Here is a 25,110-nt window from a genome sequence, read left to right as displayed (position 1 = left end):
TCAGAGGTACCCGAGCTCTTTCAGCTGTTCTTCGACCGACTCGTCGAACTCCAGGTCCTGCTCGCCCGCCGCGGCGGCCTCCTTGTACTCCCGGAGCCCGATTTCGAACAGCGCGGTCACCTCCGGCGGCGGGCCGCCGTGCGTCGCGACCTCCCGCTGCCAGGAGGGCCTCTCGGGGTCGAGATCGTACTCGATACAGCGCCCGAGGGAGTCCCATTCGAGCTTCGTCTCCCCCTCGTAGGCGACCCTGATCATCCGGTTCCAAAAGTCGTACTCCTCGTCGGTGAACTCCCGGCCCCACGTCCGGTCGCCGTGGCCGAGCAGACCGATCGTCTCGGCGACGACGTGGTCCGCCGCGAGGTCGTCCGCGTACGGGTCACCGTTCGCCAGCCGGACGAGGAGCTCGCCGAGTTCGAGCTGCGAGACGTACTCCGTCACGCGCGTCGGGTAGCCCTCCGGCGCGCCGACGATCTCGCACGGCGTGTGCATCACCCCTTCGGTCATGCTTCCGGTGTGGTGGAACAGCCCGTCGTCGGCCTCGTATCCGAGGTTGTGCCCGTGGTCCGAGACGATCACGAACGACCACTCCCGGTCGGTTTTCGCCTGCAGCTCCACGACGAGCCGGGAGACGATCCGGTCGAGATAGTCGACCGCGGCGGCGTACAGCTCGCGGTAGTTCCGCGCGTACTCCTCGGTCGCCAGCCCCTCCTTGTTGAGCTCCCACTTGTCGAGCTCGTTCGAACTCCACGAGTTCGGAGCGGAGTGGAGCGACTGGTCGTACTGGATGAGGTTGCGCAGCGGCGTGTGGGCGTCCATGAAGTTGGCGAAGAGGAAGACCGGCTCGTCGACCGCCTCGGCCCGTTCGGTCGCCGTCGCGGAGATGTTCTTCGCGCCGTCGTCGACGAACTCCGGCACGGGAAGCGTCTTTACGCGGTGGTTAACCTGCGACCAGACGCCGTTCGCGAGGCTCTTCGCCGGACGCTCGTGGTCCAGGCACGCGCGGAGGAAGCCGAGATACCGCTTCGCCGGGTTCGGTTCGTCGGCCGACTCCATGTACTCTTGGACCGCGAGCCCCTCGGTGAACAGCGTCTCGTTAGTGTGCGAGCCGATCGAGAAGTCGTAGAACTCGTCGAAGAGCGCGTCGAAGTCGAACGCGCGATTGACGTAGGAGTTCGCGCTCAGCCCGATGCGGCGGTGCTCGGGCAGGTCGCCGAGGAACGTCTCGTCGGCGTCGAAGCGCGCGAAGCTGAACGAGGCGTCGAAGCTCTCCGAGTGGACGCCGTGCTCGGAGGGCAACCGGCCGGTGAAGATGCTCGTGTGGCTCGGCGTGCTCCAGGAACTCGCCGCGCGACACTGCTCGAAGGACGTGTCCGACAGCGCCCGCAGCCGCGGCGCGCGCTCGTCGAAGGTGTCCTTTCGAACCGTGTCGAGGACGATGAGCGCGACGTTCCGCATTTCACTCCCCCCGCGATCGCGTCGCACGGGAGCGGTCGAAGCCGCCGGTCGATTCGCCCGGATGACTGCGCTGACGCGCCATACGTGCGACCGGAACGGGCTCGACCTCCTTCGCTAAACGCACCATAAATCAGTCCGTGATCCGAACCGTCGGTTCATCACCCTTTCGGGCGATTCCGGTCTTCGAGTTCCGGCCGGCGATCCGGCGGACCACCTACTCGACGCGTTCGCGCGCGGCGGCGACGAGCAGCGGCAGCAAGATCGTCGCGTCGCCGACCACGGTGGCGTTCCGCGCGTCCTTCTCCAGTTTCCCCCACGAGCGCGCCTCGTCGAGGGTCGCGCCCGAGAGGCCGCCGGTCGCGTCCGGATCCATCGTGATCTGCACGGCGTAGTCGTAGGCGCCGGGCGTGACGAGCATCGTCTGCAGCGTGAAGTTCTTCGGGACGCCGCCGCCGACGAGCAGACAGCCCGCCGTTTCGGCCTCGAACGCCAGGTCCGTGAGCGGCGTCATGTCCTGCAGCGCGTCGAGCGTGAAGGCGGACGTCTGCGAGTACATCCACGCCTGCAGGCCGAGCACGGAATCCTGAACCGCCGGACAGTAGACGGGGACGTCGCACTCGTACGCCGCGGCGGCGATTCCGGGATCCTCCGCCACGCCCTCCCGCTCGTTCACCTCGGCGTTGGCCCGTCCGAGCTCGCGCGTCAGCCGAGCGATGCTCACCGCGCCGTCCCCCTCCAGCGGCGGGAACACCTCGGAGCGGAGGTGCGACTCGAACAGCGCGAAGTGCTCCTGCGGGAGGTAGACGTTGTAGATCCGGTCGACCTCCTCGTCGCGCAGCGCCTCGTCGAACTCGCGGGGGGTCATCCCCTCGCGTTCGTGCGAACCGTCGGACGAGTCGGACGAGTCGGAGCGGGGAGTACCGTGACGAGCCTCGTTCGGGCCGACGCGCCCGTGGTGGTGCTTGCCGCCGATCGCCTCGATGGCGTCGTGGGTGAGGTTCGCCCCGGTGGTGACGAGCGCGTCGACGTACCCGTCGCGAACGAGATCGGAGACGACTCGCCGCATCCCCGCCGGCACCATCGCGCCCGCGAGCGAGAGGAAACACGTCACGTCGGGGTCGAGCATCTCCGCGTAGATGTCGACCGCCTCGTGAACCTTCGCCGCGCCGATGCCCGCGTTCCCGTACTCGGCGGCGAGTTCGCCGACCGTCATTCCCCCGCGGACTTCGGCGTGGTCGATCGGGTCGTGGCTGAACTCCTCCCGCCGCGGCGGTTCGTACTCGTGGTCGTCGCTCATTGGAGGAGGTGCGTCCGGAAGCGGTTTGAAGGGCGCGATCCCGAATCGAGCGGTCCCACCCCTCGCTTCCCCACCAACCTGTCCCCCGTCCTGTCCGTGCATTTACGTACGAAGACGAGGCCAGCACCTTCCGTGAGCTGATCCGTCGCCGCGGCGCGGTCCGCGGGAGTACGGCACACCCCGTCGCGCGCTCGACGTGCCGTCTGCTAGCCCGCTAACACGCGGAGTGACGTCCGCGCAGCCACACACCGCCGTTCGGCCGAGACTCGCTACAGCCCGGTCGGGTGGTCGACGAACGTCGTCTCCAGCCCCCACTCCTCCGCGAGCGCCTGTAACGCTCGAACGCCGAACGTCTCCGTCGCGTAGTGTCCGGCGAGAAAGACGTTGAGCCCGGCCTCTCGGGCTTCGTGGTACGCCTGCTGTTTCCCCTCGCCCGTGACGAGCGCGTCGACGCCGGCCGCCGCCGCCTCGTCCAGCCAGTCGACGCCGCTTCCGGTGGCGACCGCCACGTCTTCGATCTCTTCGGGGCCGAAGTCGAGCACCTGAACGCCGCGGGCGCCGTGATCGAGTTCCCGATCCAGCAGCGTCGCGAGCGCCGGAACGGAATAGGAATCGCCAGCTCGGCCGCGCTGACCGACGTGCTCCGGACCCAGCCGGCCGAACGGCTGCCGGTCCGTCAGCTCGAGCAGGTCGGCCAGTCCGGCCGCGTTTCCGAGTTCCTGGTGACCGTCGAGGGGGAGGTGCGAGACGTAGAGCGCGAGGTCGCCCTCTATCAGCGGCGCAATCCGGCGATACGTCCCCCCCGTCACGCGCTCGAAGCCGCCCCACGACAGGCCGTGATGAGCGACGAGCAGATCGGCGTCGGCCTCGATCGCCGCCTCGATCGTGGCGACGGCGGCGTCCACCGCGAAGGCGACGCGGTCGACCTCGCCGCGATCGGGCCCGATCTGGAGGCCGTTCGCGCTGGCGTCGAGATCGGCGTAGTCCTCCGTTCGAAGCCGGTCGTCGTACCGCGCGCAGATGTCTGTGAGCTCCATACCGGTGAATCGCCACCAGGGTTAAGAAAGGCGGCGGACGAGTGGTACGTCCGGAGCCGACCCCGGTTCCGGAACCGAGCGTCAACAGGGTGATTCACGATGGGCAAGCTGCGAAAAACCTGGTTCGCGTGGCGCCGCCTCCCGCGGCGCGCGCGACGGCGCATCGTTCGCAAAGGACGGCGTCTGCTGCGGCGAATCAGGGCGTAGCGCCCCCGCCCGGTCCGCTCGTTTCTTCGGCGCGACGGTTCTCGGGCGCCCCGCCGGTCGCGTCGGCCCGAGCGCGCGGTCTACCTGTCTGCTCCCGACGCGTGCGCGAACACGAACTCCCGGAGGAGCTTTCCGGCGAGCGCCGCGGCCTGGCCGTCGTCGCGGTCGTTCACCTCGACGACGTCGAATCCCCCCGCGCGGGGTGCGACGGTCCGGACGACGTCGCGCATCTCACGCGGGGTCAGCCCGAACGGCTCCATCGTCCCCGTTCCGGGTGCGAACCCGGGGTCCGCACCGTCGATGTCGACGCTCAGGTACACGGAGCGGTCGTCGAAATCCGGCGGCTCGGCGAGCCAGTCTCGGACGCCCTCCGGGGGGACGACGGTCACGTCGCCCGCGTCGGCGCGCTCCCACTCCTCGGGGGAGCCGGTCCGCGCGCCGAGGACGATCGCCTCGTCGGCGACGCCGGTCCCGTCGGCGGGCGGATCGCCGTCGAGGATCCGCCGGGTCACCGTCGCGTGGCTCCACTCGTTGCCGTCGTACTCGCTCCTGAGATCGAGGTGCGCGTCGAGGCAGACGAACACGTCCGGCTCGACGGCCCGAACCCCCGCCGCCGAAACGGTGTGCTCGCCGCCGAGGACGAGCGGCATCCCGCCGTCCCGGACGACGTCGCGGAGCGCGCCGCTCAGGAACTCGATGTACTCGGGGGCGTCGTCCCACGCGCGGACGTCGCCCGCGTCGTGGACCCCCAGATCGGTGAAGAATCGGTCGGTCCTTCGGTCGTAGTCGTCGAACGTTTCCGCGAACAGCCGGATCCGATCGGGGCCGAAGCGAGTCCCGGGCTGGAACGTGGTCGAGACGTCCAGGGGAGCGCCGACGACCACGTAGTCGGCCGCGTCGCGGTCGGCGGTCGCTCCCGGGAACATCTAGACGATCTTCCGCTGGCCCTCGTACTCGAGGTACTCGATCTCGTCTTCCGGCGAGAGGTCGACTCCGTCGGGCATCCGCATCGTGAACGTCTCGTAGGTGTCGAGGTCCATCACCTGCGCGTCGTCGCCGGTGACGCTCACGACCTGCCCCTGTTTGCGGTCGATGATCGGGACCCAGACCTTCGCGTCGACCGGCTGCGACAGGCTCCGCTTCTTCTCGTCGAAGACGCCGCGGCCCTCGATGCGGGCCTTCGCGCTCCCGTGCTTGCCCGGCTTGGCCGTGCTGTAGGAGTTGATCTTGCAGGCAGCGTCGTCCATCATCACGTAGCTGCCCTCCTGAAGTTCGCGAACCTGTTTCTGCTCTTTCGCCATACGTCCGGATTACCGAGGCGGTCGTATAAACGGTTTGGAAAGCGAGCGAAGCGGCTCCCGTCGCCCGGCTCGTCGACCCCGGCGTCGATCGCACCCTCGAACCGCGCTCACGCTCGCTCGATCACCCGGCTCACGCGCCGAAGGCCCGCTTCGAGCTCCTCGGTCGGCAGGCCGAATCCGATCCGGAAGTAGTCGGGGAAGCCGAACAGGTCGCCCGGCGCGAGCACGACGCTCTCCGCTTCGACCACCCGCCGGCAGAACGCCTCGCCCGTCTCGAACGGGTCCGGGACCGTGACGAACCCGTTGACGCCGACGGGTTCGAGCCAGTCGAGGCCGCGTTCGTCGACGAACTCGCCGACGATGCGGCGGTGCTCCGCCGCGAGCGCCCGATTCTCCGAGAGGATCGCCTCCTCCCGCGCCCCGAGCGCCTGCGCCGCGACGTGCTGGCCGAACAGCGGCGGCGAGATGGTGGTGTAATCCTTCCACCGCCGGGCCCCGTCGACGATCTCCCGGTCCCCGGCGAGCCAGCCGAACCGGAGGCCGGCGAGCCCGTGCGCCTTCGTCACGCTCGACGTGGAGAGGCCGCGGGGGCCCACGCTCGCGACCGGCGGCAGCGGATCCTCCGCGAGGAGCCGGTACACCTCGTCGCAGAGCAGGTACGCGTCGTTGTCGGTTGCGAGGTCGTACAGCGCCCGGACGGTCTCCTCGCCGTGGTACCGCCCGGTGGGATTGTTCGGATTGTTGAGGACGACGACCCGCGTTTCGGGGCGGAGGGCGTCCGCCACCGCGTCCGCGTCGAGCGTCCACTCCGGCGGCTCCAGCGGCACGGTCGTCACGTCGCCGAAGGCGCCCGGTACCGAGTGAAGCGCCTGGTACGTCGGCGTGACGACCACGGCGTGGGCGTCCTCGCCGCGCATGAGCGAGAGGAACGCGAGGAAGTTCGCCTCCTGAGCCCCGCAGGTGCAGACGATCTCCTCGGGCTCCCGGCCGTACCGGTCCGCGATGGTCGCCCGGAGGTCCGGGTCGCCGTCGGTCGGGATGACGTAGTCCAGTTCGCCGGGATCGGTGTCGAATCGGTCGGCGGGGAGCGACCGGATGCCGCTCTCGGCGAGCATGATCTCCGCCCCGTGTTCGTACTCGGCGAACCAGCGTTCGAGGCCGAACGGATCGATCTCCATGCCGGGGAGTCGCCGACCGACGTGGATAACGGTGCGGGTGGCGGAAAGCGCGGACGGGGGGTGTCGGCGACGGAACGCGCCGCCGCGTTCACCTGACCACGGTCACCGGGACGGTCGAGTTGCGGACCACCGACTCGGCGACGCTCCCGAGGAGGATGCGCGAGACCCCCTTTCGGCCATGGCTTCCCACGACGACGAGGTCGAAGCCCTCCTCTTCGGCGACCTCGACGATCGTCTGCGAGGGCCGCCCGACCTCCGACGTCGTCTCGATCGTCGCCTCGGGGGGAAACTCCGACGCCGTCCCCGTCAGAATCGACTCCGACTCCGCTCGCGCGCCCTCGTACCATTCCTCGGCCCCGCTCGGGACGCCGGCGCTCGGACTGTACCCCGCCTCCACGGGGTTGATCACGTGCAGGAGCGTGAACTCGGCGTCCGGCCACTCGTCGACGGCGAACTCGACCGCTCGCTTCGACGGCGGCGAACCGTCCACGGGAATCAGGATCCGACGGATCATACCCGACACTACGATCTCCCTGTATTAAATAGCATGCTCATCGTTCACACGGTGAGATACGTCGACGGCGCACGAAACTACGGGAAGCGGTACGGAGTCACTCGCCGTGCCGAGTCAGACACTTCGAGAGGCCGACGAGTTCGACCGGCTCGGAGTTGTCCGGCGAGTAGACGACCATCTGGCCCTTCTCCATGTACGGCACCTTGTCCTCCAGGTTCGGCGGGATGTTGACGCTCTTTATCGCGTCCTCGTCGCCGAGGTTCAGGACGATCTTCGTGTTGATCTGCTTGAACACGGGTTCGGCGATGTCCTGGGGGTCCTGCGTGATGAGAAAGAGCCCCAGCCGCTCCTTTCGGCCCTGCTTCGCCGCCTCGGTGAACTTGCGGATCACGTTCCGGGCCTGGACGCTCTCGGCGTCGGCGAGGAAGTTGTGCGCCTCGTCCATCCCGACGACGAGGGGCGTCTCCTTGATGCGGTCGTGGGCGGGGTCGTTCGAGAGCTTCTCGTCGATGAGCAGGCTGGCGACGGCGAGGACGACGATCTCGGTCGCCCGGCTGTCGCTGATGTGGTACGTCGGCACCACCGAGAGCCCGCCGGGGCGGACGAGTTCGTGGACGAGGTCCGTGACGGGGCGCGCGTCCTGATCGAACACCAGGTTCGCCGCGCGGGTCCGCGTCTTCCGCATCACCGCGTCGTAGGTCGCCTCGTGGACGCGGCCGGACTCGTCCAGCTCCTCCCGCAGCGCCGGATCGTCGAGGAAGGTCACGAACTGCCGGTACGTCCCCTCGCGCCCGTAGCTCTCGAAGAACCGGTCGAGAAGCAGCGTCAGGGCGTTGTACTGGTTGTCGTTCAGGCTCGCGCCCGCGACGAGCCACGGCCGCCGCCGCACCATCGAAAACGGGATGGTGAAGGGCACCTGCTCCGCGCGGTGGCCCGTTCCGGGGTAGGTCGCGTCCGCGACTTCGGGGATCAGCGCGACGGTGTCGTCGTGGCCGCCGTGGGCGACGCCCTCGCGTTCGAGCCGGCGGGCGTCCTCGGCGGTCACGGCGGGGTTGTCGTCGTGCATCTGCGCGTACTCGTCCTGCGGGTCGAACTGCACGACCGCCGCCCGCGCCGCCCGCCCGTCGTCCATCTCGTAGGTCCGATCCGGGGAGAGGTACTGCCGCAGGATGTTCTTCGACGCGTGCGTCTTGCCCGACCCCGTGCCGCCGGCGACGAGCGCGTGCCGGAACACGAGCGGGTCGCCGTCGGCGTAATCGTCCTTGAGCCGGTAGTCGATGGTCGGCGGTTCGGCCGCCGTCCGGACCGTCTCGCCGCCGACGGAGAGGTGGCCGAGGAAGACCCCGTCCTCGGGGATCTTCAACCCGGTCTTGATCTGCTCCGCCTCCGTCGCCTCCGTCACGGTCGCCCCCGGCTTGGGGACGCGGTCGGTCATCCGCCGTTTCAGCTCCCCGCCCTCGCGGTAGAGGACGGCGACGGGATCGAGCGACGCCATGAACTTGTAGTCGCGCTCCTCGAAGTCGTCGCGGCGCATCATCCGGCGGGCGTGGATCTCGGTCGCGTCGTCCGCCTGGAACTCCTGGGCGTATTCGAGCGCCGTGATCCGGCAGAAGAGCGCCTCGTCGTCCGGGTACGGGACGAGCAGGTACGTGCCGAGGCGGACGGACTCGCGGTTGCCGGCGGTGACGAACGCCCGGAGCTCGGTGTCCCGGCCGTCCTCCGCGACGCGGAGCCCCTGGGACACCGAGATGGTGCCGATGCCGCGGTCCCGACCGGCGGGCTCAACCGCCAGCCGCTGGAAGCTGTCCGACGCGCCGTCGCCGGACGGCTCGACGCCGCTCTCGCCCCTCTCCTGGCCTTCGTCCTCCGCGTCGGCGTCCGCTTCCGCGTCGCCGTCGCCGGAGAAGTCCGTGAAGTCTTCGAGGGTCATACCGCGGACGACGGAGCCCCCCGACAAACGCCTTTCCCCTCGGAGGGAGCGGGCTCCGGAATCGGCAGCGGCGGCCGGACGTCGATCGAGTGTCGTTCCGGCGTCGATCGAGCCTCGAACGGATGTCGCACGGCCGTCGCTCGGCCGTCTCACATTCCTTTTTACGTTCGGTACCGTAGGCAAGGTTATGTTGCTAGTCCGCGGCCGCGGCGCCGGGACGGAACTCACCGGCACGATCTACGAACGCGGTGAGACGGCCCCGTCGTTCCGAGGCGCGCCAGACGAGGACGCCCCGTACGTCTGGGTGTGCGACGAGTTCTACCAGGTCGAATCGGGGGGCTCTCCGACGGAAGTCAACGGAAAGGAGATTCGCATCGCCTTCGAGTCGCCGATGCCCCGCGGGTTCGACACCCGAGCCCAGGCGATCGAGGCGGCGAAGGAGCACATCAGGACGCAGTTCGCCCGCGTCGGCGTCTCGGAAGCGGAGGTCGATATCGAGGTCGTGAAAGACCACCCGGGAGAACAGGCGTAGCGCGGAGAGTAGCGGCCGCCCCCGACGAATCCCCCAACCGCTCGCAGCCGAACCGCCTCGCTTTTCGCCCGTCCGCTCGCCGCGACGGCGTCCGTGGGAGCGCTCAGTACTCCGCGCCGTCGCCCCAGCGCTCGTCGTCGTACGTCCGGACGTACTCGGAGTCGAACCTGTCCTCCAGTTTCCGCCGGAGGGCCGCCTTCTCGTGGGCGCTGATGCGTGCCAGTTCGTCCGCCTTGGCGACGGCCGGCGGCGGGCCGCGCGCGGAGGCGACGTCGTGCAACACCTGCGTGGTCAGCGCGCGCCGCGTCTCGGGGTCCCGCGTGAACGCGTACGGCGCCTCGACGCGGTACAGGAGGTCGCTCCGGGGGTCGTAGAGGGCGAAGAACGTCACCTCGTAGCGCTCGGGGTCGAGCCTCCGTTCGATGCCCAACGCGTCCCCGCCGGCGGCGAGGGTGCGGTCGGACCCGCCGCGGGAGACGAACCACGAGGTGAAGGTGAGATCGTCCGTCAGCCGCTCGCCGTCCTCGCGGCGCTCGAGCAGGCGGCGGAAGAGGACGGCGTCGTTCACCCACGGCGCGTCGACCCCCTTCTCCCGCAGCGTCTGCGTGATGTGTCTCGCCGCGGGAGTCTTGATGAATCCGACGAGCGGGACGTCGTTGGAGACGAACTGCTCGACGAGGCGCACGTACCGCTCGACGATGCTGCGCGGTTTGGCCTCCGAGGCCAGGTTCCTGAGTTCGGCGTCGCGGTCCTGCCAGTTGAGCAGGCGGTTCGGGTACAGCGGGCCGTCGAGAAACAGGAGGTCCCTGACGGTGTTCGCGTGGACCAGCGCGTGCTCGCTCTCGGCGAGATACAGCGCCAGCTCGTGGACGACCTCGCCGGCGTACCGGTTGACGCGGGGGGCGTGCAGGATGCGGCGGCGGCTGTACCCCTCGTCGTACGTGGTCCAGTCGGCCGGGAACCGGATCGTCACGTCGTTCGCGTGGACGGTCGCCACGAGGCTCCGCGACCGGTGGAGGTCCAGGTCAGACGGGACGCTCGCCATCGCCGCCTGGGCCACGTCGAGCACGAGGCCGTTCTTGAACGTCGTGGGGTTGATCGTCCCCGAATCGAGCCCGTGGACGGTCGGGAACGGCGCGTCGGTGAGCGCGGCGTCCTCGACGCCGACGGCCCGGAGGCGCTTTTCGCCGAGCGGTTCGATCACCTTCCTGCCGTCCTTCCGGAGCGGGTCGAGCCACTCGTCCCAGGTCGTCCGCGCGAGGTCGGCGTGGTCGCCGCTGTCGACGTTGTCCGCGATCGCGCTCGCGAGCAGCGCGATGCCGTCGACGTGGACCGGGTCGAGAGTCATACCGGGCACACCGGACGGAGCCGGCTAAAAGAGTGGGGGTCCGCGATCGTCGAGGCGGGGCGCTCCGCGCCCGCGATCGGACGCGGGACGGCCGGAGCGCGAAGCCGACCGCGACCGGGCGAAAACGAAAGGCATCCCCGGATTCGCCCGCGAGAGATCGCATGGACTCCGACCCCGTCGTCGCCGGCGTCGACCACGTCCTCGTCAGGGTCGATCGCCACGAGCCCCTGTACTCGATTCTCACCGGGGCGTTCGACCTGCCGTCGCCGTGGCCGCTCGCGTCGCACCCCGCGTTCGCCAGCGCGGGCGTCTCGTTCGGCAACGTCGACGTCGAACTCGTCCGCTTCGGGCCGACGTTCGGGCGGACCGGCGGAGCGAACGCTCGCCTCTACGGGATCGCGTTCGCTCCCGACGGCGACCTCCGGACGAGCGAGCGCCGCCTCGCGGCTCGGAACGTCCGCCACAGCGGCGTCGTCCCGTACGTCCGGCGCGGGTGGGACGGCACTCTCGACCACCTCTGGAACGCCGTCTACCTCGGGGGACTCCTCGACGACAACCTGTGGCAGCGGGGCGTTTTCGCCCTCCTCCGGGCGCTGCCGGAGTCGTTCGCGAAATCGCGCCCCAGCGGGGCGCGGGGAGACGTCGTGGCGCTGCTCGACAGGGCGTTCCCGAACGGGATGGCGTTCCTCGTCGAGTACGAGCCCGCGTTTTCCGAGGCGTTCGAGCGCGAGGAGAGCCGGCGGGCGCTTCGCGAGCGCGGCGGCGGCCCGCTCGGCGTCGAGGGTCTCGCCGAGATCGTCGTCGGGGTCGAGAACTTCGAGCGGACGCGCCGCCGCTGGACCCGCCTGCTCGCCCCGGCCGAGGAGCGAGAGCGGGGCGTCTGGCGGCTTCCGGGGGGCGGACCCGCGATCCGACTCGTCCCGCGCCGGAAGTCGGGCGTCGAGGCGCTCGTCGTCGCGGTCGCGGATCTGGCGACCGCGGCGGCGTTCCTCGAAGAACGGGGACTCTCGGGCGGCGTCGAAGACGGCGTGGGACGGGTCGATGCCGGGAGCCTCGGAATCGATCTCCGCCTCGTCGAGCGATCCGAAGCGTAGCTCAGCCGCTCGGCTCGCCGAGTCCGAGACGGGGTTCAGCCGACCGGACCGTCGGCGTCGAGCGCCGCCGCGGCCGCCTCGAACGCCGGTAGCGCCCACTTGACCTGCGCGCCGTCCTCGACGAAGACGAGCGTCCGCGGCGGTCGGACCGCCTTGGGGCGAACGCGCAGGCCCCGATCCGCCGCGGCCTCGGCCCCCTCGGCCTGCCCCGCGAGCAGTTCGATCCGAGCCCGGTCGGGCTGGACGTACACTTCGGCGAGGCGCTCGCCGCCATCGCCGTCTCCGTCGCCCTCCGCGGCGCGCACGACCGCGTACGCGAGCGCCCCGTCGACCGTCGGTTCGACGTCGGGGCGGGCGTCCTCGACGGAGAGGTCGGCGAGCCCCCCGCCGCCGCCGTCGATTTCCGAGGCGAGCAGCTGGGCGATGCGTTTGCCGTCCGTGAGCCGATCCCGAACCATGGAGACGGTACTCGCGGCGGCCGCTTAGGTCTCCCCGTCGGCTCGCAGTTCGCGGCGGGCTCTCGCGGCCGCGTCGCCCGCGTCGACCCCTCGACTGCGCGCGTACACGACCGCGGCGGCTTCGAGCGTCACCCCGAGTTCGTGCTGCCGTCGGTTGATGTCGGCGACGGCGTCCCGCTTTTCCACGCCGGCGGCGAGCAGCGCGTTCAGTATCCGCTCGAAGGTCGACTGCTCGCGGAGGACGGACTCGTCGGGAACGAAGTCCGGCGGAACCTCGACCTCGCCCGGGTCGAACTCGGCCGCGAGCGTGTTTCCGTCCCGGGAGAGCAGGTCGCGGCCGACCGCCACGTCGACGAGGCGCTTCGCCTGGTCCGGCGAGAACCAGTCGTTGTCCAGAGAGAGCGCGACGACGAACTCCCCCTCGCCCATCCGACTCTTGCCGCGCTGTCGAAACGGCGCTGCGACGGCCCGCTCCAGACTCATCGTCGGTACGGCGCGACCGACCGACACTAAAGCGTACCGGAACGACCCGCGAGCGTGATAGTCGCGCCGGCCGACGGACCCTCGCGGGCCGACTGGGAGACGCGAAACCGGCGGATCCACGCGACGATCTGCGGGCCGGGCGGGACGCACGACGACCGGCGGTTCGACGGAACGGCGCGGGCGGCGCGCCTCGCGGTTCGAGTCGAGCGATTCAAGTACTTCGTGGCTGTCCTACCGGGTATGAAGGACCAGGGACGCTCCAAGCGGAAGCGAACCGGCGGACGGCTGAAGCCGTTCCGGAACAAGAAGCGCTACCAGCTCGGCCGCTCGCCGACCGAGACGACCGTCGGCGAGCCGCGGTTCCGCGTCATCGACTCCCGGGGCACCGACAAGAAGGTCCGCGCGCTGTCGACCAACGTCGCGCAGGTCGCGGACGGCGGCGAAGTCACGGAGGCCGAGATCGAGAACGTGATCGAGAACCCCTCCAACATCAACTACGTCCGCCGGAACATCATCACCAAGGGCGCGGTCATCGAAACCAGCGCCGGCACCGCCCGCGTCACGTCCCGCCCCGGACAGGACGGGCAGGTCAACGCCGTCCTCGTCGACGACGAGTAAGCGAACAAGTTCTCCCGTTTTCCGGATCGAACGTCGATAAGCGATCGCGGACGATCGCCGTCTCGGGCTTCGGGCTACGCGTGCTCCTGCTCCGGCGTCGTGAACGGAATGGTCGCCGCGGTGCGCTGCGTGACGGTGGCGGTTCGGAGGATGAACGCGGACAGCACCAGGAGGGGCAGAAACGCGACGACGAACGCCACCGTGGCGAAGATCTGAAGCCCGAACCACGGTAGAACCGTCCCGGCGGAGGCGGTGAAAAGCAGGAGCGCGATCGCCGCGATCGCCTCCGCCGGAAGCCCGGCGTAGATGAGCACCCGCGAGAGCGTCGAGAGCTCCTCCTGGAGGTAGATCGACTTGAAGTACTGCCGCGCGACGTCGACGTCCCGCAGCCGATCGACGAGTCGATCCGTCGACTCCGTGACCGCGTCCGAAAACTGGTGGCCGTACGCCGAGCGCAACCGGCGGATGCGGTTGATGTCCTTCGCGTAGTTCGTCGTGAGGACGGCCGACAGCACGTCGAACGTGTTCGGGTCCGTCTCGTTCAGGAGGGAGTCCGTGGCGTCGAAGTGGTCCGTGAGGTCCGTCACGAGAGCCTCGATCTCCTCGTGGGCGTCCTCGCTCATCCCGTCGAACGAGAGCCCGCCGAGGTTCTGCGCCTCCTCCCGCGTGTTCTCGACGAGGACCTCCAGAAACCCGAGCGGCTGGGCGGGCGCGATCCGGCCGGCCGCATCCTCGACCTCCCGTCGGTAGTCGGTGACGCTTTCGATCTCGGAGCGGAGCTCCCCCGGCGTCTCCAGTTCGCGCGAGAGGAGAAGCTGGTTGATCGTGACGACGACGGTGACGAGCGTGAGGTTGCCGCTGATGAGGCCGCCGAAGACGTAGTACAGCGACTGAAAACGTCGAAGGGGGGCGAGGCCGGAGGCCACGAGAGCCCCGATCAAAAGCAGGAGCGCGAGCGCCAGCGCTCCGGCGACGGTCAGCCGATCACTCTCCAGCACAACCAGTTGCGCGCGCGCTCGACCGCGTCGGGCCTTCCGCCCTCGGATCGCTCCGAAGAGGCACCGTCGCCCGGACCACTCATCGGATCACCCGTACGTCGACGCCGTCCGAAAGTTCGTCGGCCACGTGCCGCCGCGGGGGACTCTCGGCGGCGCTGACGGGAAAAGCGGGGAGATTGAAGGCGGGACGACCGAGCGGCCGGGGGGCGCGTCAGGGGGTCGGCGCGGCCTTCTGCAGCGCCGTCTCGGCGATGTTGCCGCCGTAGTCGGCGCTGCGGGAGACCGAGTCGACGATGAGGCCGAGCATCTGCGCGCGGGCCGGGTCGAGTTCCCGGAGGAGCTCGTCGATCGCGCGGGCGTGCTCGTCGATCTCCTGGACCGACTCGCGGGCGGCGTTCGCGAGCCGCGTCGCCTCGACGCTGTCGTCGGTGAAAAGCGCGTCCATGCCGCCGTCGATGACCGCCTTGGCGTCCGCGTGGAGCTCCGAAAGCGCGTCGACGACGTCCTCGGGGACCGGATCCTCGATGTTGAGCGTCAGGTGCGCGATCTTCGTCGCGTGGTCGGCGATGCGCTCCAGCTGGCGGGCGCTGGAGTGGTAGTCGAAGCAGACCTCCCGCGGGAGGCCGAGCTCCTCGGCGGCCTTGGGGGTCCGGAGCGTGGCCCGGAAGATGCGCGAGACGACCATCCAGAGGCGGTCGACGTCGTCGTCGCGCTGGATCACGTCCCGGGCCATGTCGGTGTCGAGCTCCGCGAGCGCCGCCATCGCGTCCTCGAGCATCGACAGCGAGATGAGCCGCATCCTGGTGACGGCGTTGTGGATCGAGAGCTCCGAGGAGTCGAGGAGGTCGCGGATGACGACCCGGTCGCGCGTCTCCTCGAGGACTTCGAGGCCGACGAGACTCTGGGTGGCCTGCCGGATCGTCCGGCGCTGGTCGTTCGTGATGCGGGAGTTCTCGAGCGCGATGATGTCGAATCCGCTCACGTACATCGTCATCACCGCCCGGGTCAGCTCGTCGCCCGCCAGATCGGAGATGTCGAGCGTCCCCTCCGTTCGCTCGTCCTCCGTCTGCGGCGTGAGAAAGAGCGAGTCGCCCTCGGGGTAGAACTCGACCGTGCTGCCGGCGCTGACGCCGTTCTCCGTCGCCCACTCCTTCGGAATAGACACCGTGTACGTCGATCCGCCGGTGACCTGGACCTTCCGCGTTTCGGCCATGTGTGAAGCTCCCCTCATCCCACTATAAAACTAGCTATTTCTATATACCTAGCGGTATCTCCGCGCGGAGGCGCCCGCCCGTCGCCGCGCGCGAGACGGGAAGGTGCGCGCATCGTTCGGGACAAATCGACGGCCACGGACGGGGGACGGACGGGCGTTCGTTCGGGGAAGTACCGCGCCACGCGTCCGAAGAGGTCCGTACCGGACGCCGGGAGCCCCCCGTTTATTTCGAAGGAGAGCGATCCATATATACTGAGTCTACGAAACGGGTACCGGTCTCGCCATCCACATAGATTCCCCATGTGGCACGGTACCACGAGTTACATTCAGGATTATTGCAGCGAATCCCGATTCGAAAATCGGATGACTGCGGCGGTCTTCTCGGTTGATACGTCACTGTCGACCGAACACAACGTACCAGTACAGAACACTATATAGTTGTCATAGCAGTGTATTTATGATCAAATCGGCCACACACAGGTGATGACGCGAAAGACGTCGCAGGATCACGTGTCCCGGCGGAAGTTCCTAATCGCCTCAGGTGCTGTCGGAGCCGTAGGGCTCGCCGGTTGTACGGAGAACACCGGCGGCGACAACGGCGGCGGCGACAACAGCGGTGGGGACGACAGTGGCAGCGGCAACGGCGGTGAAGACCTCTCCGGCGATGTCATCATCAAAGGGAGCAGTACCGTCTACCCGGTCTCCCAGGCGATGGCTGAGGAGTTCCAGAAGCAGCACTCCAACGTCAACGTCACGGTCGACTCGACCGGGAGCGGTGGCGGGTTCAAGAACCACTTCTGTCCCGGGAACGCCGACATCAACGGCGCCTCGCGCCCGATCAAGGACAGCGAGGTCGAACAGTGCTCCAGCAACGACGTCGAGCCCGTCGAGTTCCAGATCGCCGGCGACGCGCTGACGGTCGCGGTCAACAAGAACGCGGACTGGGTCGACTGCATGAGCTTCGACCAGCTCAAGCAGATCTGGGAGCCCAACGGCGCTCAGAAGTGGAGCGACGTCAACCCCGAGTGGCCGGACAAGGAGTTCGAGCTGTACGGCCCGGCGTCCTCCTCGGGGACGTTCGACTGGTTCACGGAGAACGTCATCGGCGAGTCGGGCGCGATGCGCGAGGACTACGAGCCGACCGAGGACGACAACACGATCATCCAGGGTATCCAGGGTTCGGAGACCGCGATGGGCTTCTTCGGGTACGCCTACTACGAGGAGAACAAGGACGCCGTCAAGGCGCTGAAGATCAAGAAGGACGACAGCGGTACCTGCACCGCACCCAGCCTCGACAATGCGAAGAGCGGCGACTATCCGATGGCGCGTCCGCTGTTCATCTACGGGGCGAAATCCTCGATCCAGGAGAAGCCGCAGGTCGAAGCGTTCCTGGAATTCTACCTGAACAAGGCCGAAACGGATCTGGTGAAGAAGGTCGGGTACGTCCCCTCGAGCGCGGAGCAGCGCGACAAGAACCTCCAGAAGCTCGAACAGGCGGCTAGCGGCAACTGACGGCGTCACAACGTCCGTGGGCCTTCGAAACGGGTGGATAAGCGTCAACCAAGGAACGGCCACAGCGGCGAAATCACGCTGCTTTTCATGAAGCACCACACACCAACCACAAGATGAGTCAGGAAACGAGAACGCCAGATTTCGTCGGCGGATCGGGGGTTCGCACGGCGCAGGAGCAGGCCATCAAATGGACCCTGTTCGCGTGCGCGGCGCTCTCCGTGTTCGTCACGGGCGCGATCATCGCGACCCTGCTGTTCGACGCACTCAGCTTCTTCACCGAGGTCACGCCGGCGGACTTCTTCCTCGGCACCGAATGGAGTCCGAAGATCGGCCAGGAGTTCGGCGTGCTCCCGCTCGTCGCCGGGACGCTGTTCGTCACCGTGATGTCGGCGCTGGTTGCAATCCCGGTCGGAGTCGCCTCCGCGGCGTACCTGAGCGAGTACGCGAGCGAGAGCACGCGCTCTGTCATCAAGCCGGCGCTCGAGATCCTCGCCGGGATCCCGACGGTCGTCTACGGGTACTTCGCGCTCGCGTACCTCACGCCGGCGCTCCGATCCGTCGGCCTGCCGCTGAGCACGTTCAACGCCCTGAGCGCCTCCCTCATGGTCGGGATCATGATCATCCCGATGGTGTCGAGTCTGAGCGAGGACGCGATGAGCGCCGTTCCCGACTCGCTCCGGCAGGCGGGGTACGGACTCGGGGCGACGAAGTTCGAAGTGTCCACCGGCATCGTCATTCCCGCCGCGATCTCCGGGATCTTCTCGTCATTCATCCTCGCGCTGTCGCGCGCCATCGGCGAGACGATGATCGTCGTCGTGGCCGCGGGGATGCGTCCGCGGCTGTTTCCGAACCCGTTCGAATCGCTGGAGGTCATGACCGCGGCGATGGTCCAGCTCATCACGACGGACATCGCCGGCGGCACGGTGGCCTACAAGTCGATGTTCGCCATCGGACTCACCCTGTTCACTATCACGTTCCTCATGAACCTTGCAAGCAGGATCATCGCAGAGCGGTATCGGGAGGAGTACCAATGAGGGCTCGGACGAATGCTCCGATCGCGAGCGCGGAGGTGTCGCGCTGATGGCGACCGAAAGCGGCACGCGAGATCAGTCGTGGTTTGGCGACACCGGGCAGATTAGCCGCCTGCCCGGTCGGGTCTTCGCGGCGACCTGCCTCGGCGCCACGCTCTTCGCGATCCTCACGGTGTTCGGACTCCTCGTGTACGTCGCGAACGACGCGTTCAGGCCCGCGACGGCCGATCCCCGGTGGCACCTCGTCTTCTTCCTGACGCTCGTTCTCCCCTCGCTGGCGCTGTTCGGCTACTACGTCGCCCGAGGTGACGGCGAAAGCTGGGTCGCCGCGACCGCCCTCGGCATCCCCTTCTTCGGGCTGCTGCTCGGATCGGGCGTGTTGCTCCTGTTCATCGACGTGCTCAGCGTCGTCGCGTGGCTGGCGTTCGTCCTGGCGGTGCTCGCCGCCGCCGTCGTCATCAAGAGCCACCGCCGGATTCGTCCGGCGCCGGGCTTCCTCGAACACCTGCTCGTCATCGTCGGTTCCCTCGGGGCGGTGGCCCCGGCGGTCTACTTCGGCGTCGTGAACCTCCCCGTCGTACCGACTCCGTGGCTCATCTACTTGCTGACTTTCGGCGCGGCGGGGGCCGCGCTCGCGGGGCTCGTGGTCGCGCGTCGACGGTCGAGCGATCGCGCCGGGCTCACCGCCGCGGCGCTCGTGTTCGCCGCGGCGGCCGGCGGCGGCCTCGCCGTCTCGGCGGTCGGTATCGAACCCGAGATCTGGGTCGTCCTGTTCACGTTCGCCGGCGTACCGACCGCGCTCTACGTCGAAAGCGTCCTTCGGGAGCGCGAGCGACCCGTCGGACTGCTGTTCCCGCTCGTGGTCGTCGTCGGCATACTTCTCGGGGCGTTCCTGGTCGACACGCTCGGGTTCGCCGGCCCCGACTCATGGCTCGACTACGGCTTTCTCACGAGCGCCGACTCGCGCTTCCCCGAAGAGGCCGGCATCTATCCGGCCCTCATCGGTTCGATTCTGATGATGGTCGTCGTGGCGGCCGCGTCGTTCCCGATTGGAGTCGGTGCGGCGCTCTATCTGGAGGAGTACGCCCCCAATGACGGTGCTCTAGGAGCGATCGTAAAGCTCGTCCAGATCAACATCGGCAACCTCGCCGGCGTTCCGTCCATCGTGTACGGGCTGCTCGGGCTCGCGCTGTTCGTCCACTGGGGGGGCCTGCGTCCGGGGATCGTGATCGTCGGCGGGTTGACCATCGGCCTGCTCATCCTGCCGATCATCATCATCGCGGCGCAGGAGGCCATCCGGGCGGTTCCGGATTCCATGCGGGAGGCCTCGTACGGGATGGGCGCCACCCAGTGGCAGACCATCCGTCGGGTCGTGCTGCCGGAGGCGCTCCCGGGGATTCTCACCGGCAGTATCCTCGGGTTTGGTCGCGCCATCGGCGAAACCGCCCCGCTTCTCATGATCGGGGCGGCGGCGACCGTGTACACCCCGCCGAACGGCTTTTTCGATCTGTTCAGCGCCATGCCGCGGCAGATCTACGCCTGGGTCGGCAAGCCGGCCCACGAGTTCCAGTACGGCGTCATGGCGGCGGGCGTCGTCACCCTCCTCGTCGTCCTGCTCTCGATGAACGCGGCCGCAATTCTCATCCGGAACAAATATCAGCGGAGGACGTAACCAATGACACAAGACAACATGACTACATCCGACTCGGACGCCGACACGGAAAACGAGCCGCTCGTTTCGCCCGCGCCCGGGTCGGAGGCGATCGACACGGATTCAAAGCGACGTCGAACGATACACGACGAAACGGTTGTCGAAGCGCGGAACCTCGACGTGTACTACGGCGACGATCAGGCCCTGCGGGACATCGACATCGAGATACCGAAAAAGCAAGTGACTGCGATGATCGGCCCGTCGGGGTGCGGGAAGTCGACGTTCCTCCGCTGCATCAACCGGATGAACGACCTCATCGACTCCTGCCGCGTTGATGGCGAGCTCTACTTCGAGGGCAAGAACGTCTACGACGAGGACGTCGATTCCGTCGCCCTCCGCCGCCGCATCGGGATGGTGTTTCAGTCTCCCAACCCGTTCCCCAAGAGCATCTACGACAACGTCGCCTACGGGCTGCGGGTTCAGGGAAAGACGCAGAACATGGACGAGAAAGTCGAGAACGCGCTCAAGGGAGCCGCGCTCTGGGACGAGGTGAAGGATCGCCTCGACGAGTCCGGCCTCGAACTCTCCGGCGGGCAGCAACAGCGGCTCTGCATCGCGCGCGCCATCGCCGTCGATCCGGACGTCATTCTCATGGACGAGCCCGCGAGCGCGCTCGACCCCGTCGCCACCTCCCAGATCGAGGACCTCATCGCCGACCTCGCCGAGGAGTACACGGTCGTCATCGTCACGCACAACATGCAGCAGGCGGCCCGGATCAGCGACAAGACGGCGGTGTTCCTCACCGGCGGCGAGCTCGTCGAGTTCGACGAGACCCAGAAGATCTTCGAGAACCCCGAGAGCCAGCGGGTCGAAGACTACATCACCGGCAAGTTCGGGTGACGCCCCGTGGCTCGCGACGAGTACCGCCGCGAGCTTTCGGCGCTCCGCGAAGACGTTCTCCACCTGGGTGAGGCCGTCGTCACCAGGCTCGAAAAGGCGCTCAAGGCGCTCGAAGACCGCGACCGCCCCCGCGCGCGGACCATCGTCGAGACCGACCACGAGATCAACGAGGCGTACCTCGACCTCGAAGGGCGGTGCGTCGACCTGATCGCCCTCCAGCAGCCGCTCGCCGGCGACCTCCGGACCGTGGTCGCGTCGTTCAAGATCATCACCGACCTCGAACGCATCGCCGACCTCGCCACCAACCTCTGTAGCTACCTGCTCTCGCGCGAGCGGGAGGTGTTCCCAACGGTCAACTTGCAGGACCTCGGCGCGCTGGCGGTCGAGATGCTCGACGAGGCGCTGTCGGCGTACGCCCGCGACGACGCCGAGGCGTGTCGGCGGGTCGCCGAGCGGGACGACGAGCTCGACGGCCTCTGCGAGCGCGTCGGCGAGATCGTCATCCGCGAGCTGGTCGAGACCGAGGCGACGGCGTTCGACGAGGCGCTTTTCGCCGACGTCAATCGATTTCTCCTGACGGTCCGCGACGTCGAGCGCGTCGGCGACCACGCGGTCAACATCGCCGCGCGCACCCTCTACATGATCGAGAACGACGACGAGCTCATCTACTAGACGACCCTTTTCCGCCTCGGGCGCGCTTCGCACGCCGCTCGGCGCAAAACGCTCGACCAAAAAAGACCGCTCGCTCCCCGCGGTCGCTCGCGGGACGACTCCTCGACGCTACTCCAGGCCGCGCTCTCTCGCGCCGTCCCGGATCTTCTTCGCGCGCTTGCGGACGCGGGAGGCGTACCGCTCGATCTTCTCCGGTTTCTCCCCGTAGAAGGAGGCGACCCAGTAGACGTCCGTGTGGGGCTGGGTGAGGAAGTACGCGGCCAGCGTGTCCCGTCCGGCCTGGATGATCGCTGGGGGGACGCCGCGCTCCCCCGTGCCGGCCTCCTCGAAGCCGTTGACGTCGAAGTAGACATCGGCGTACAGCTCGGCCAGGTCGGGGTTCTCGAACGTGAGGCCCCGGTGTTCGGGCGCCTCGAACCGATACACTGCGCCGCCGTCCGGCGACGCGGACTCGACGATTCGCACGCCGAGGATGTACTCGCGGAACGTCGATTCGCTCCGCCTGTTCGCGGTCTGCTTGTTGGATCGTGACATGTGTCGTGTGGTTCGGTGGGTGACGGTTCGTGGTAGTCGGTGGGTGGCGATTCGAGAGCGGTGCGTCGCGTGCTGCGACGGCCCTCGGACGAGCGGTGCGTCGAGCGAGCGGCGGTCGAGTTCGGCGGCGAATGGGACGATGCCCGGCGGAGAGCGCGAGCGGCGTGCCGTCCGCCGGCCCGCCTCAGTCGAGTTCCTCGTAGAGGCTGACGATGTCGTCGAAGTCGAGTCGGCCGTTCTCGTTGAAGTCGAACGCGGAGGCGTTCAGCCGGACGCTGTCCGAGTCGAACTGCTCGAACAGCGTGACGATGTCGTCGCGGTCGAGCCGACCGTTCCCGTTCACGTCCTCGTAGCGGCCGTCGCCGTCGGGGTCCGTGGGGGCGTTCTCGCCGTCCACGGCCGGCGGGCCGGTGACGAGCACGCCGCTCCGGGCTTCGGCGTCGATGGCGTCGCCGTCTTCGTCGTCCAGCCGGTCGACATCGACGACGAGGTCGGTCGTCCCCATCCCGCGGGCGCGGAGTTCGAGCGACGCGATGACGACGTCCATCGCGCCGGGCTGGACGTTCTTCTCCGCGTCGGCGAACCGGAGTTTCGCCGACGACCCGTCTTCGGAGACGGTGCTCTCGGTGGGCGTGAGTTCGTCGGAGAAGGCGACGTCCGTGATCGCCGCCACCTCGGGGTCGGAGACGGTGACGGTGACGCAGCCGCCGGAGACGCCGGCCGGCAGGGACGACGCCGTCAGGTCCGCGCTCGCGGTGCTGCCGTTCGCCACGGCCAGCGAGTCGACGTCGACCAGGACGTTCGGCTGGTAGACGTACAGCCCGTCGTTGGGGTACGACCGCGCGGGGCCGCCGAAGCCGTCCTCACAGCAGAGGACGCGGCCGTCGTCCATCACGTAGACGTTGTCGACGTTGCGGAGCGCGTCGTCCGCGTCCGCGGGCGAGTCGGTGAAGTCGGGGCCGACGATGACCGGTTCGAGCGTCGAGACGTTGTAATCGGGCTCCAGCTCGGCGCGGTAGACGACGCCGCCGTCGACGCGGTCCATCTGGATGTCGCCGGTGTCGTCGGCCATGTCGTCGTTGAACTCGGAGATGCCGAAGTAGACGAAGTCGCCGGGCCCGGCGCCGTCGATGCTGTCGACGCCCTCGGCCTTGTTGAACTCGATCGACGCGCCGATCTCCTTGGCGGCCGCGCGGGTTTCGAGGAACGGAACCTTCCGGAGCTCCTCGTCGACGCCCCGCGGACCGTTCTCTTCCCACTGCTCGGCCCACTCGAGGATCTCCTCGTTGGTGACGTAGTTCCGGTTGCCGTTCTCGATGACTTCCCTGTCGGCCTCTTCCAGCGCCGCGTCGAGGTCCTCCCGCCAGTCGGTCTCGGCGTGCGCTTCGAGGTAGTGCACCTGGGTGACGTCGTCGTACTCGGCGATCCACCGCTCGGCCTCCGCGTTGCTCGCGTGACCCAGCTCGATCCACTCGATTTCGAGATTGACGTCCGCCGGGGAGTTACGCTGGCCGGAGTCGGCGGCCGACGCCGCGTCGTTGGTGATCTTCGGAGCGTAGAGGGTCCCCTCGAGGTCCATCGGGTCGTCGTAGCTCGGGATCGGCTCGTCGGCGACGAACTTGTAGATGCCCTTGCTGTCGCCGTCCGAACAGCCGTAGACGGTCCGTTCGTCGCCCAGGAAGTCCGGGGCCTCCCAGGACGCCCGGCCCATCACGTAGTACTTGACCGGCTGCGGCGGGTCCGCGGTCGGCTCGCGGAAGTCGACGTGGTAGCCGTAGCGGTACGGGTTCGGGTAGACGTCGCCGATCGGGGTCGTGTCGTTCTTCCCGTCGTCGGTCTGGTCGACCGGCTCCGCGCCGAGGTAGTACGCGAGGAACTCGACGCCCGTCAGCGCCCAGGACCCCTGGATGTACCAGGAGCTGTCGCCGTAGTACCCGTCGATCGCCTCCTGAATCTCCGAGGGGTTCGGCCGGTTCCAGAACTGGCAGGCGGCGACGATTCCCTCGCCGGACCCGGCCTCCGCGACGTCGCCCACCGTGTGCGTGAGGGAGACGCGCGGGTGCGCGTAGTTCTCCTCGGAGGAGACCATCGTCCCCCACGGCGTGAGGTTGCCGTAGCAGTTGATGCGCGTGCCGCCCAGGGAGCGGAGCGGCTCAGTGTTCGCGAGGTTGATCGCGTTCTCCAGGTCGGCCTCCCACTCGCCGTCCTCGTCCCGGCTGATCGGAATCCGGGAGACGTTCCCGGGGCTGTTCTCCCAGTTCGTGAAGAGGTAGCCCTCGGTACCCTCGTCGTTCGTGGCGACGAACTGGTTACAGTCGGGGTTGGTCGCGGCGTCCCCGTACTGGGTGCCCGCGAAGTTGTCCTGCGTGATGTCGGTGCCGTCGGGCGTCTGAGTCACGCCGAGCCGCTCCGCGCCGCCGCGTATCGGATCCCGCCCCTGCGCGAGCAGCACGTACTCGCCGTTGCCCGAGCGGACCCTGCCCTGTTCGTCTCTGGTCTGGGGCGTCGACACCTCGGTGAAGTCGTCGTTGTTGCCGTCCAGTTCGAACCGGAAGCCGCTGAAGTAGCCGACGCCCGCCCTGTCGAACGGCTCCGGATTGTCCTCGTTCGGGTGCTGGAGGCTGTACAGGAGTCCGCCGTCCTCGAACACGAACGGCCCCGTCACCTCGGCTCCGAAAGCGGTCGTCGAGAATCGCTTGAGATTCCCCCTGACGCTCGGTGCGCCCGGCGTATCCGTCTCTTCGACCTCCTCGGCGTGCTCGGCGCTCGCCACCCCGGCCACGCTGGCGCCGAGTGCCGCCGCCAGCGACGCTTCCATCAGGTTTCGTCGGGTGAATTCCATGACTGCAGTCAACGCACTATCTCAGCGTCATATAACAGTTTATAATACTCGTACTGAGTGATATTTATTCGAGTTTTGGACAGGAAACAATCTGACAGATAAAACGCACGCCGCGGATCGACGCGAGAGCGGGACCGCGCACCCCGATTCGAAAAACACGACCACGGCGAGGCGCCACCGCGGGTTGCTCCGACTCTCGCCGCGGGTCGGTGGCACCGCCGCGCGGTCCGACAGCACGGGCAACCTGTTTGATAGATGCGCAGAACGTCCGAATCGGGAACATCTTCGGACCGGCCCGCACCGAC

At 68.2% G+C, this 25,110-nt stretch carries 23 protein-coding genes; 8 read left to right on the top strand and 15 right to left on the bottom strand.

The features are described 5' to 3' along the window. The 8 genes from CNO20_RS02965 to CNO20_RS02930 all read right to left on the bottom strand — a co-directional run bounded on the left by CNO20_RS02965 (position 1) and on the right by CNO20_RS02930 (position 8,919). Positions 1 to 1,455 carry a sulfatase-like hydrolase/transferase gene (locus CNO20_RS02965; RefSeq protein WP_101294520.1) on the bottom strand — a complete coding sequence of 485 codons (1,455 nt, stop codon included), beginning with the start codon at positions 1,453 to 1,455 and terminating at the stop codon, positions 1 to 3. Positions 1,456 to 1,669: 214 nt separating this feature from the next. Beyond that, positions 1,670 to 2,752 (bottom strand): deoxyhypusine synthase, encoded by a 1,083-nt coding sequence (locus CNO20_RS02960; protein WP_101294519.1) that lies wholly within the window; start codon positions 2,750 to 2,752, stop codon positions 1,670 to 1,672. Between the two features lie 269 nt (positions 2,753 to 3,021). Further along, a complete protein-coding gene (locus CNO20_RS02955) occupies positions 3,022 to 3,789 on the bottom strand; it encodes a Nif3-like dinuclear metal center hexameric protein (protein WP_101294518.1) in 768 nt (255 codons plus the stop codon). 287 nt (positions 3,790 to 4,076) lie between these two features. Continuing rightward, positions 4,077 to 4,922 (bottom strand): agmatinase family protein, encoded by an 846-nt coding sequence (locus CNO20_RS02950; RefSeq protein ID WP_101294517.1) that lies wholly within the window; start codon positions 4,920 to 4,922, stop codon positions 4,077 to 4,079. Then, positions 4,923 to 5,297, bottom strand: a complete 375-nt coding sequence (locus tag CNO20_RS02945) for a translation initiation factor IF-5A (protein WP_101294516.1) — start codon at positions 5,295 to 5,297, stop codon at positions 4,923 to 4,925. Between the two features lie 107 nt (positions 5,298 to 5,404). Further along, positions 5,405 to 6,475 carry an aminotransferase class I/II-fold pyridoxal phosphate-dependent enzyme gene (locus CNO20_RS02940; RefSeq protein WP_101294515.1) on the bottom strand — a complete coding sequence of 357 codons (1,071 nt, stop codon included), beginning with the start codon at positions 6,473 to 6,475 and terminating at the stop codon, positions 5,405 to 5,407. Between the two features lie 88 nt (positions 6,476 to 6,563). Next, a complete protein-coding gene (locus CNO20_RS02935) occupies positions 6,564 to 6,989 on the bottom strand; it encodes a universal stress protein (protein ID WP_101294514.1) in 426 nt (141 codons plus the stop codon). A gap of 97 nt (positions 6,990 to 7,086) precedes the next feature. Next, positions 7,087 to 8,919, bottom strand: a complete 1,833-nt coding sequence (locus tag CNO20_RS02930; protein ID WP_101294513.1) for an ATP-binding protein — start codon at positions 8,917 to 8,919, stop codon at positions 7,087 to 7,089. 187 nt (positions 8,920 to 9,106) lie between these two features. Here CNO20_RS02930 and CNO20_RS02925 point away from each other — a divergent pair, with 187 nt between their 5' ends. Continuing rightward, positions 9,107 to 9,451, top strand: a complete 345-nt coding sequence (locus CNO20_RS02925) for a DUF7113 family protein (RefSeq protein WP_101294512.1) — start codon at positions 9,107 to 9,109, stop codon at positions 9,449 to 9,451. A gap of 103 nt (positions 9,452 to 9,554) precedes the next feature. Here CNO20_RS02925 and CNO20_RS02920 read toward each other — a convergent pair whose 3' ends face one another. Continuing rightward, positions 9,555 to 10,799, bottom strand: coding sequence for a DNA double-strand break repair nuclease NurA (locus tag CNO20_RS02920; RefSeq protein ID WP_101294511.1), 1,245 nt, complete (start codon positions 10,797 to 10,799; stop codon positions 9,555 to 9,557). Between the two features lie 161 nt (positions 10,800 to 10,960). On the opposite strand from CNO20_RS02920, the gene CNO20_RS02915 reads away from it, so the two are divergent. After that, complete coding sequence (locus CNO20_RS02915; RefSeq protein ID WP_101294510.1) at positions 10,961 to 11,893, top strand: hypothetical protein; 933 nt, start codon at positions 10,961 to 10,963, stop codon at positions 11,891 to 11,893. A 35-nt stretch (positions 11,894 to 11,928) separates the two neighbouring features. Here the strand turns inward: CNO20_RS02915 and CNO20_RS02910 are convergent, their stop codons facing one another. Both CNO20_RS02910 and CNO20_RS02905 read right to left on the bottom strand, forming a co-directional pair. Further along, on the bottom strand, positions 11,929 to 12,351 hold the full coding sequence (locus CNO20_RS02910) for a DUF7993 family protein (protein WP_101294509.1): 423 nt from the start codon (positions 12,349 to 12,351) through the stop codon (positions 11,929 to 11,931). Positions 12,352 to 12,375: 24 nt separating this feature from the next. Continuing rightward, the gene (locus CNO20_RS02905) at positions 12,376 to 12,834 is read right to left on the bottom strand and encodes a DUF2240 family protein (RefSeq protein WP_101294508.1); all 459 of its coding nucleotides are present in this window, start codon (positions 12,832 to 12,834) and stop codon (positions 12,376 to 12,378) included. Positions 12,835 to 13,074: 240 nt separating this feature from the next. Here CNO20_RS02905 and CNO20_RS02900 point away from each other — a divergent pair, with 240 nt between their 5' ends. Continuing rightward, positions 13,075 to 13,452, top strand: a complete 378-nt coding sequence (locus tag CNO20_RS02900; protein ID WP_101295011.1) for a 30S ribosomal protein S8e — start codon at positions 13,075 to 13,077, stop codon at positions 13,450 to 13,452. Between the two features lie 74 nt (positions 13,453 to 13,526). On the opposite strand, the gene CNO20_RS02895 is transcribed toward CNO20_RS02900, so the two are convergent. Together CNO20_RS02895 and CNO20_RS02890 are read right to left on the bottom strand one after the other, a co-directional pair. Beyond that, positions 13,527 to 14,450: a DUF7972 family membrane protein gene (locus CNO20_RS02895; protein ID WP_101294507.1), complete on the bottom strand. Its 924-nt coding sequence runs from the start codon at positions 14,448 to 14,450 to the stop codon at positions 13,527 to 13,529. A gap of 211 nt (positions 14,451 to 14,661) precedes the next feature. After that, a complete protein-coding gene (locus CNO20_RS02890) occupies positions 14,662 to 15,663 on the bottom strand; it encodes a phosphate signaling complex PhoU family protein (RefSeq protein WP_101294506.1) in 1,002 nt (333 codons plus the stop codon). A 483-nt stretch (positions 15,664 to 16,146) separates the two neighbouring features. Here CNO20_RS02890 and CNO20_RS02885 point away from each other — a divergent pair, with 483 nt between their 5' ends. The 5 genes from CNO20_RS02885 to phoU all read left to right on the top strand — a co-directional run bounded on the left by CNO20_RS02885 (position 16,147) and on the right by phoU (position 21,429). Continuing rightward, complete coding sequence (locus CNO20_RS02885; RefSeq protein ID WP_101294505.1) at positions 16,147 to 17,175, top strand: PstS family phosphate ABC transporter substrate-binding protein; 1,029 nt, start codon at positions 16,147 to 16,149, stop codon at positions 17,173 to 17,175. Between the two features lie 113 nt (positions 17,176 to 17,288). Continuing rightward, positions 17,289 to 18,209, top strand: coding sequence for a phosphate ABC transporter permease subunit PstC (pstC, locus tag CNO20_RS02880; protein WP_101294504.1), 921 nt, complete (start codon positions 17,289 to 17,291; stop codon positions 18,207 to 18,209). Between the two features lie 46 nt (positions 18,210 to 18,255). Beyond that, positions 18,256 to 19,878 (top strand): phosphate ABC transporter permease PstA, encoded by a 1,623-nt coding sequence (gene pstA, locus CNO20_RS02875; RefSeq protein ID WP_101294503.1) that lies wholly within the window; start codon positions 18,256 to 18,258, stop codon positions 19,876 to 19,878. A gap of 3 nt (positions 19,879 to 19,881) precedes the next feature. After that, on the top strand, positions 19,882 to 20,757 hold the full coding sequence (gene pstB, locus CNO20_RS02870) for a phosphate ABC transporter ATP-binding protein PstB (RefSeq protein ID WP_101294502.1): 876 nt from the start codon (positions 19,882 to 19,884) through the stop codon (positions 20,755 to 20,757). Positions 20,758 to 20,763: 6 nt separating this feature from the next. Then, positions 20,764 to 21,429, top strand: a complete 666-nt coding sequence (phoU, locus tag CNO20_RS02865) for a phosphate signaling complex protein PhoU (protein WP_101294501.1) — start codon at positions 20,764 to 20,766, stop codon at positions 21,427 to 21,429. A 108-nt stretch (positions 21,430 to 21,537) separates the two neighbouring features. Here the strand turns inward: phoU and CNO20_RS02860 are convergent, their stop codons facing one another. Next, positions 21,538 to 21,963 carry a hypothetical protein gene (locus tag CNO20_RS02860; protein WP_101294500.1) on the bottom strand — a complete coding sequence of 142 codons (426 nt, stop codon included), beginning with the start codon at positions 21,961 to 21,963 and terminating at the stop codon, positions 21,538 to 21,540. Between the two features lie 184 nt (positions 21,964 to 22,147). Further along, positions 22,148 to 24,781, bottom strand: a complete 2,634-nt coding sequence (locus tag CNO20_RS02855; protein ID WP_101295010.1) for an alkaline phosphatase PhoX — start codon at positions 24,779 to 24,781, stop codon at positions 22,148 to 22,150. Between the last annotated feature and the right edge of the window lie 329 nt (positions 24,782 to 25,110).

The organism is Halegenticoccus soli, assembly GCF_002844195.1.
Classification (GTDB): domain Archaea; phylum Halobacteriota; class Halobacteria; order Halobacteriales; family Haloferacaceae; genus Halegenticoccus; species Halegenticoccus soli.
The sequence above is the reverse complement of the archived record's forward strand: the minus strand, read 5'-3'. Positions and strand labels throughout refer to the sequence as shown.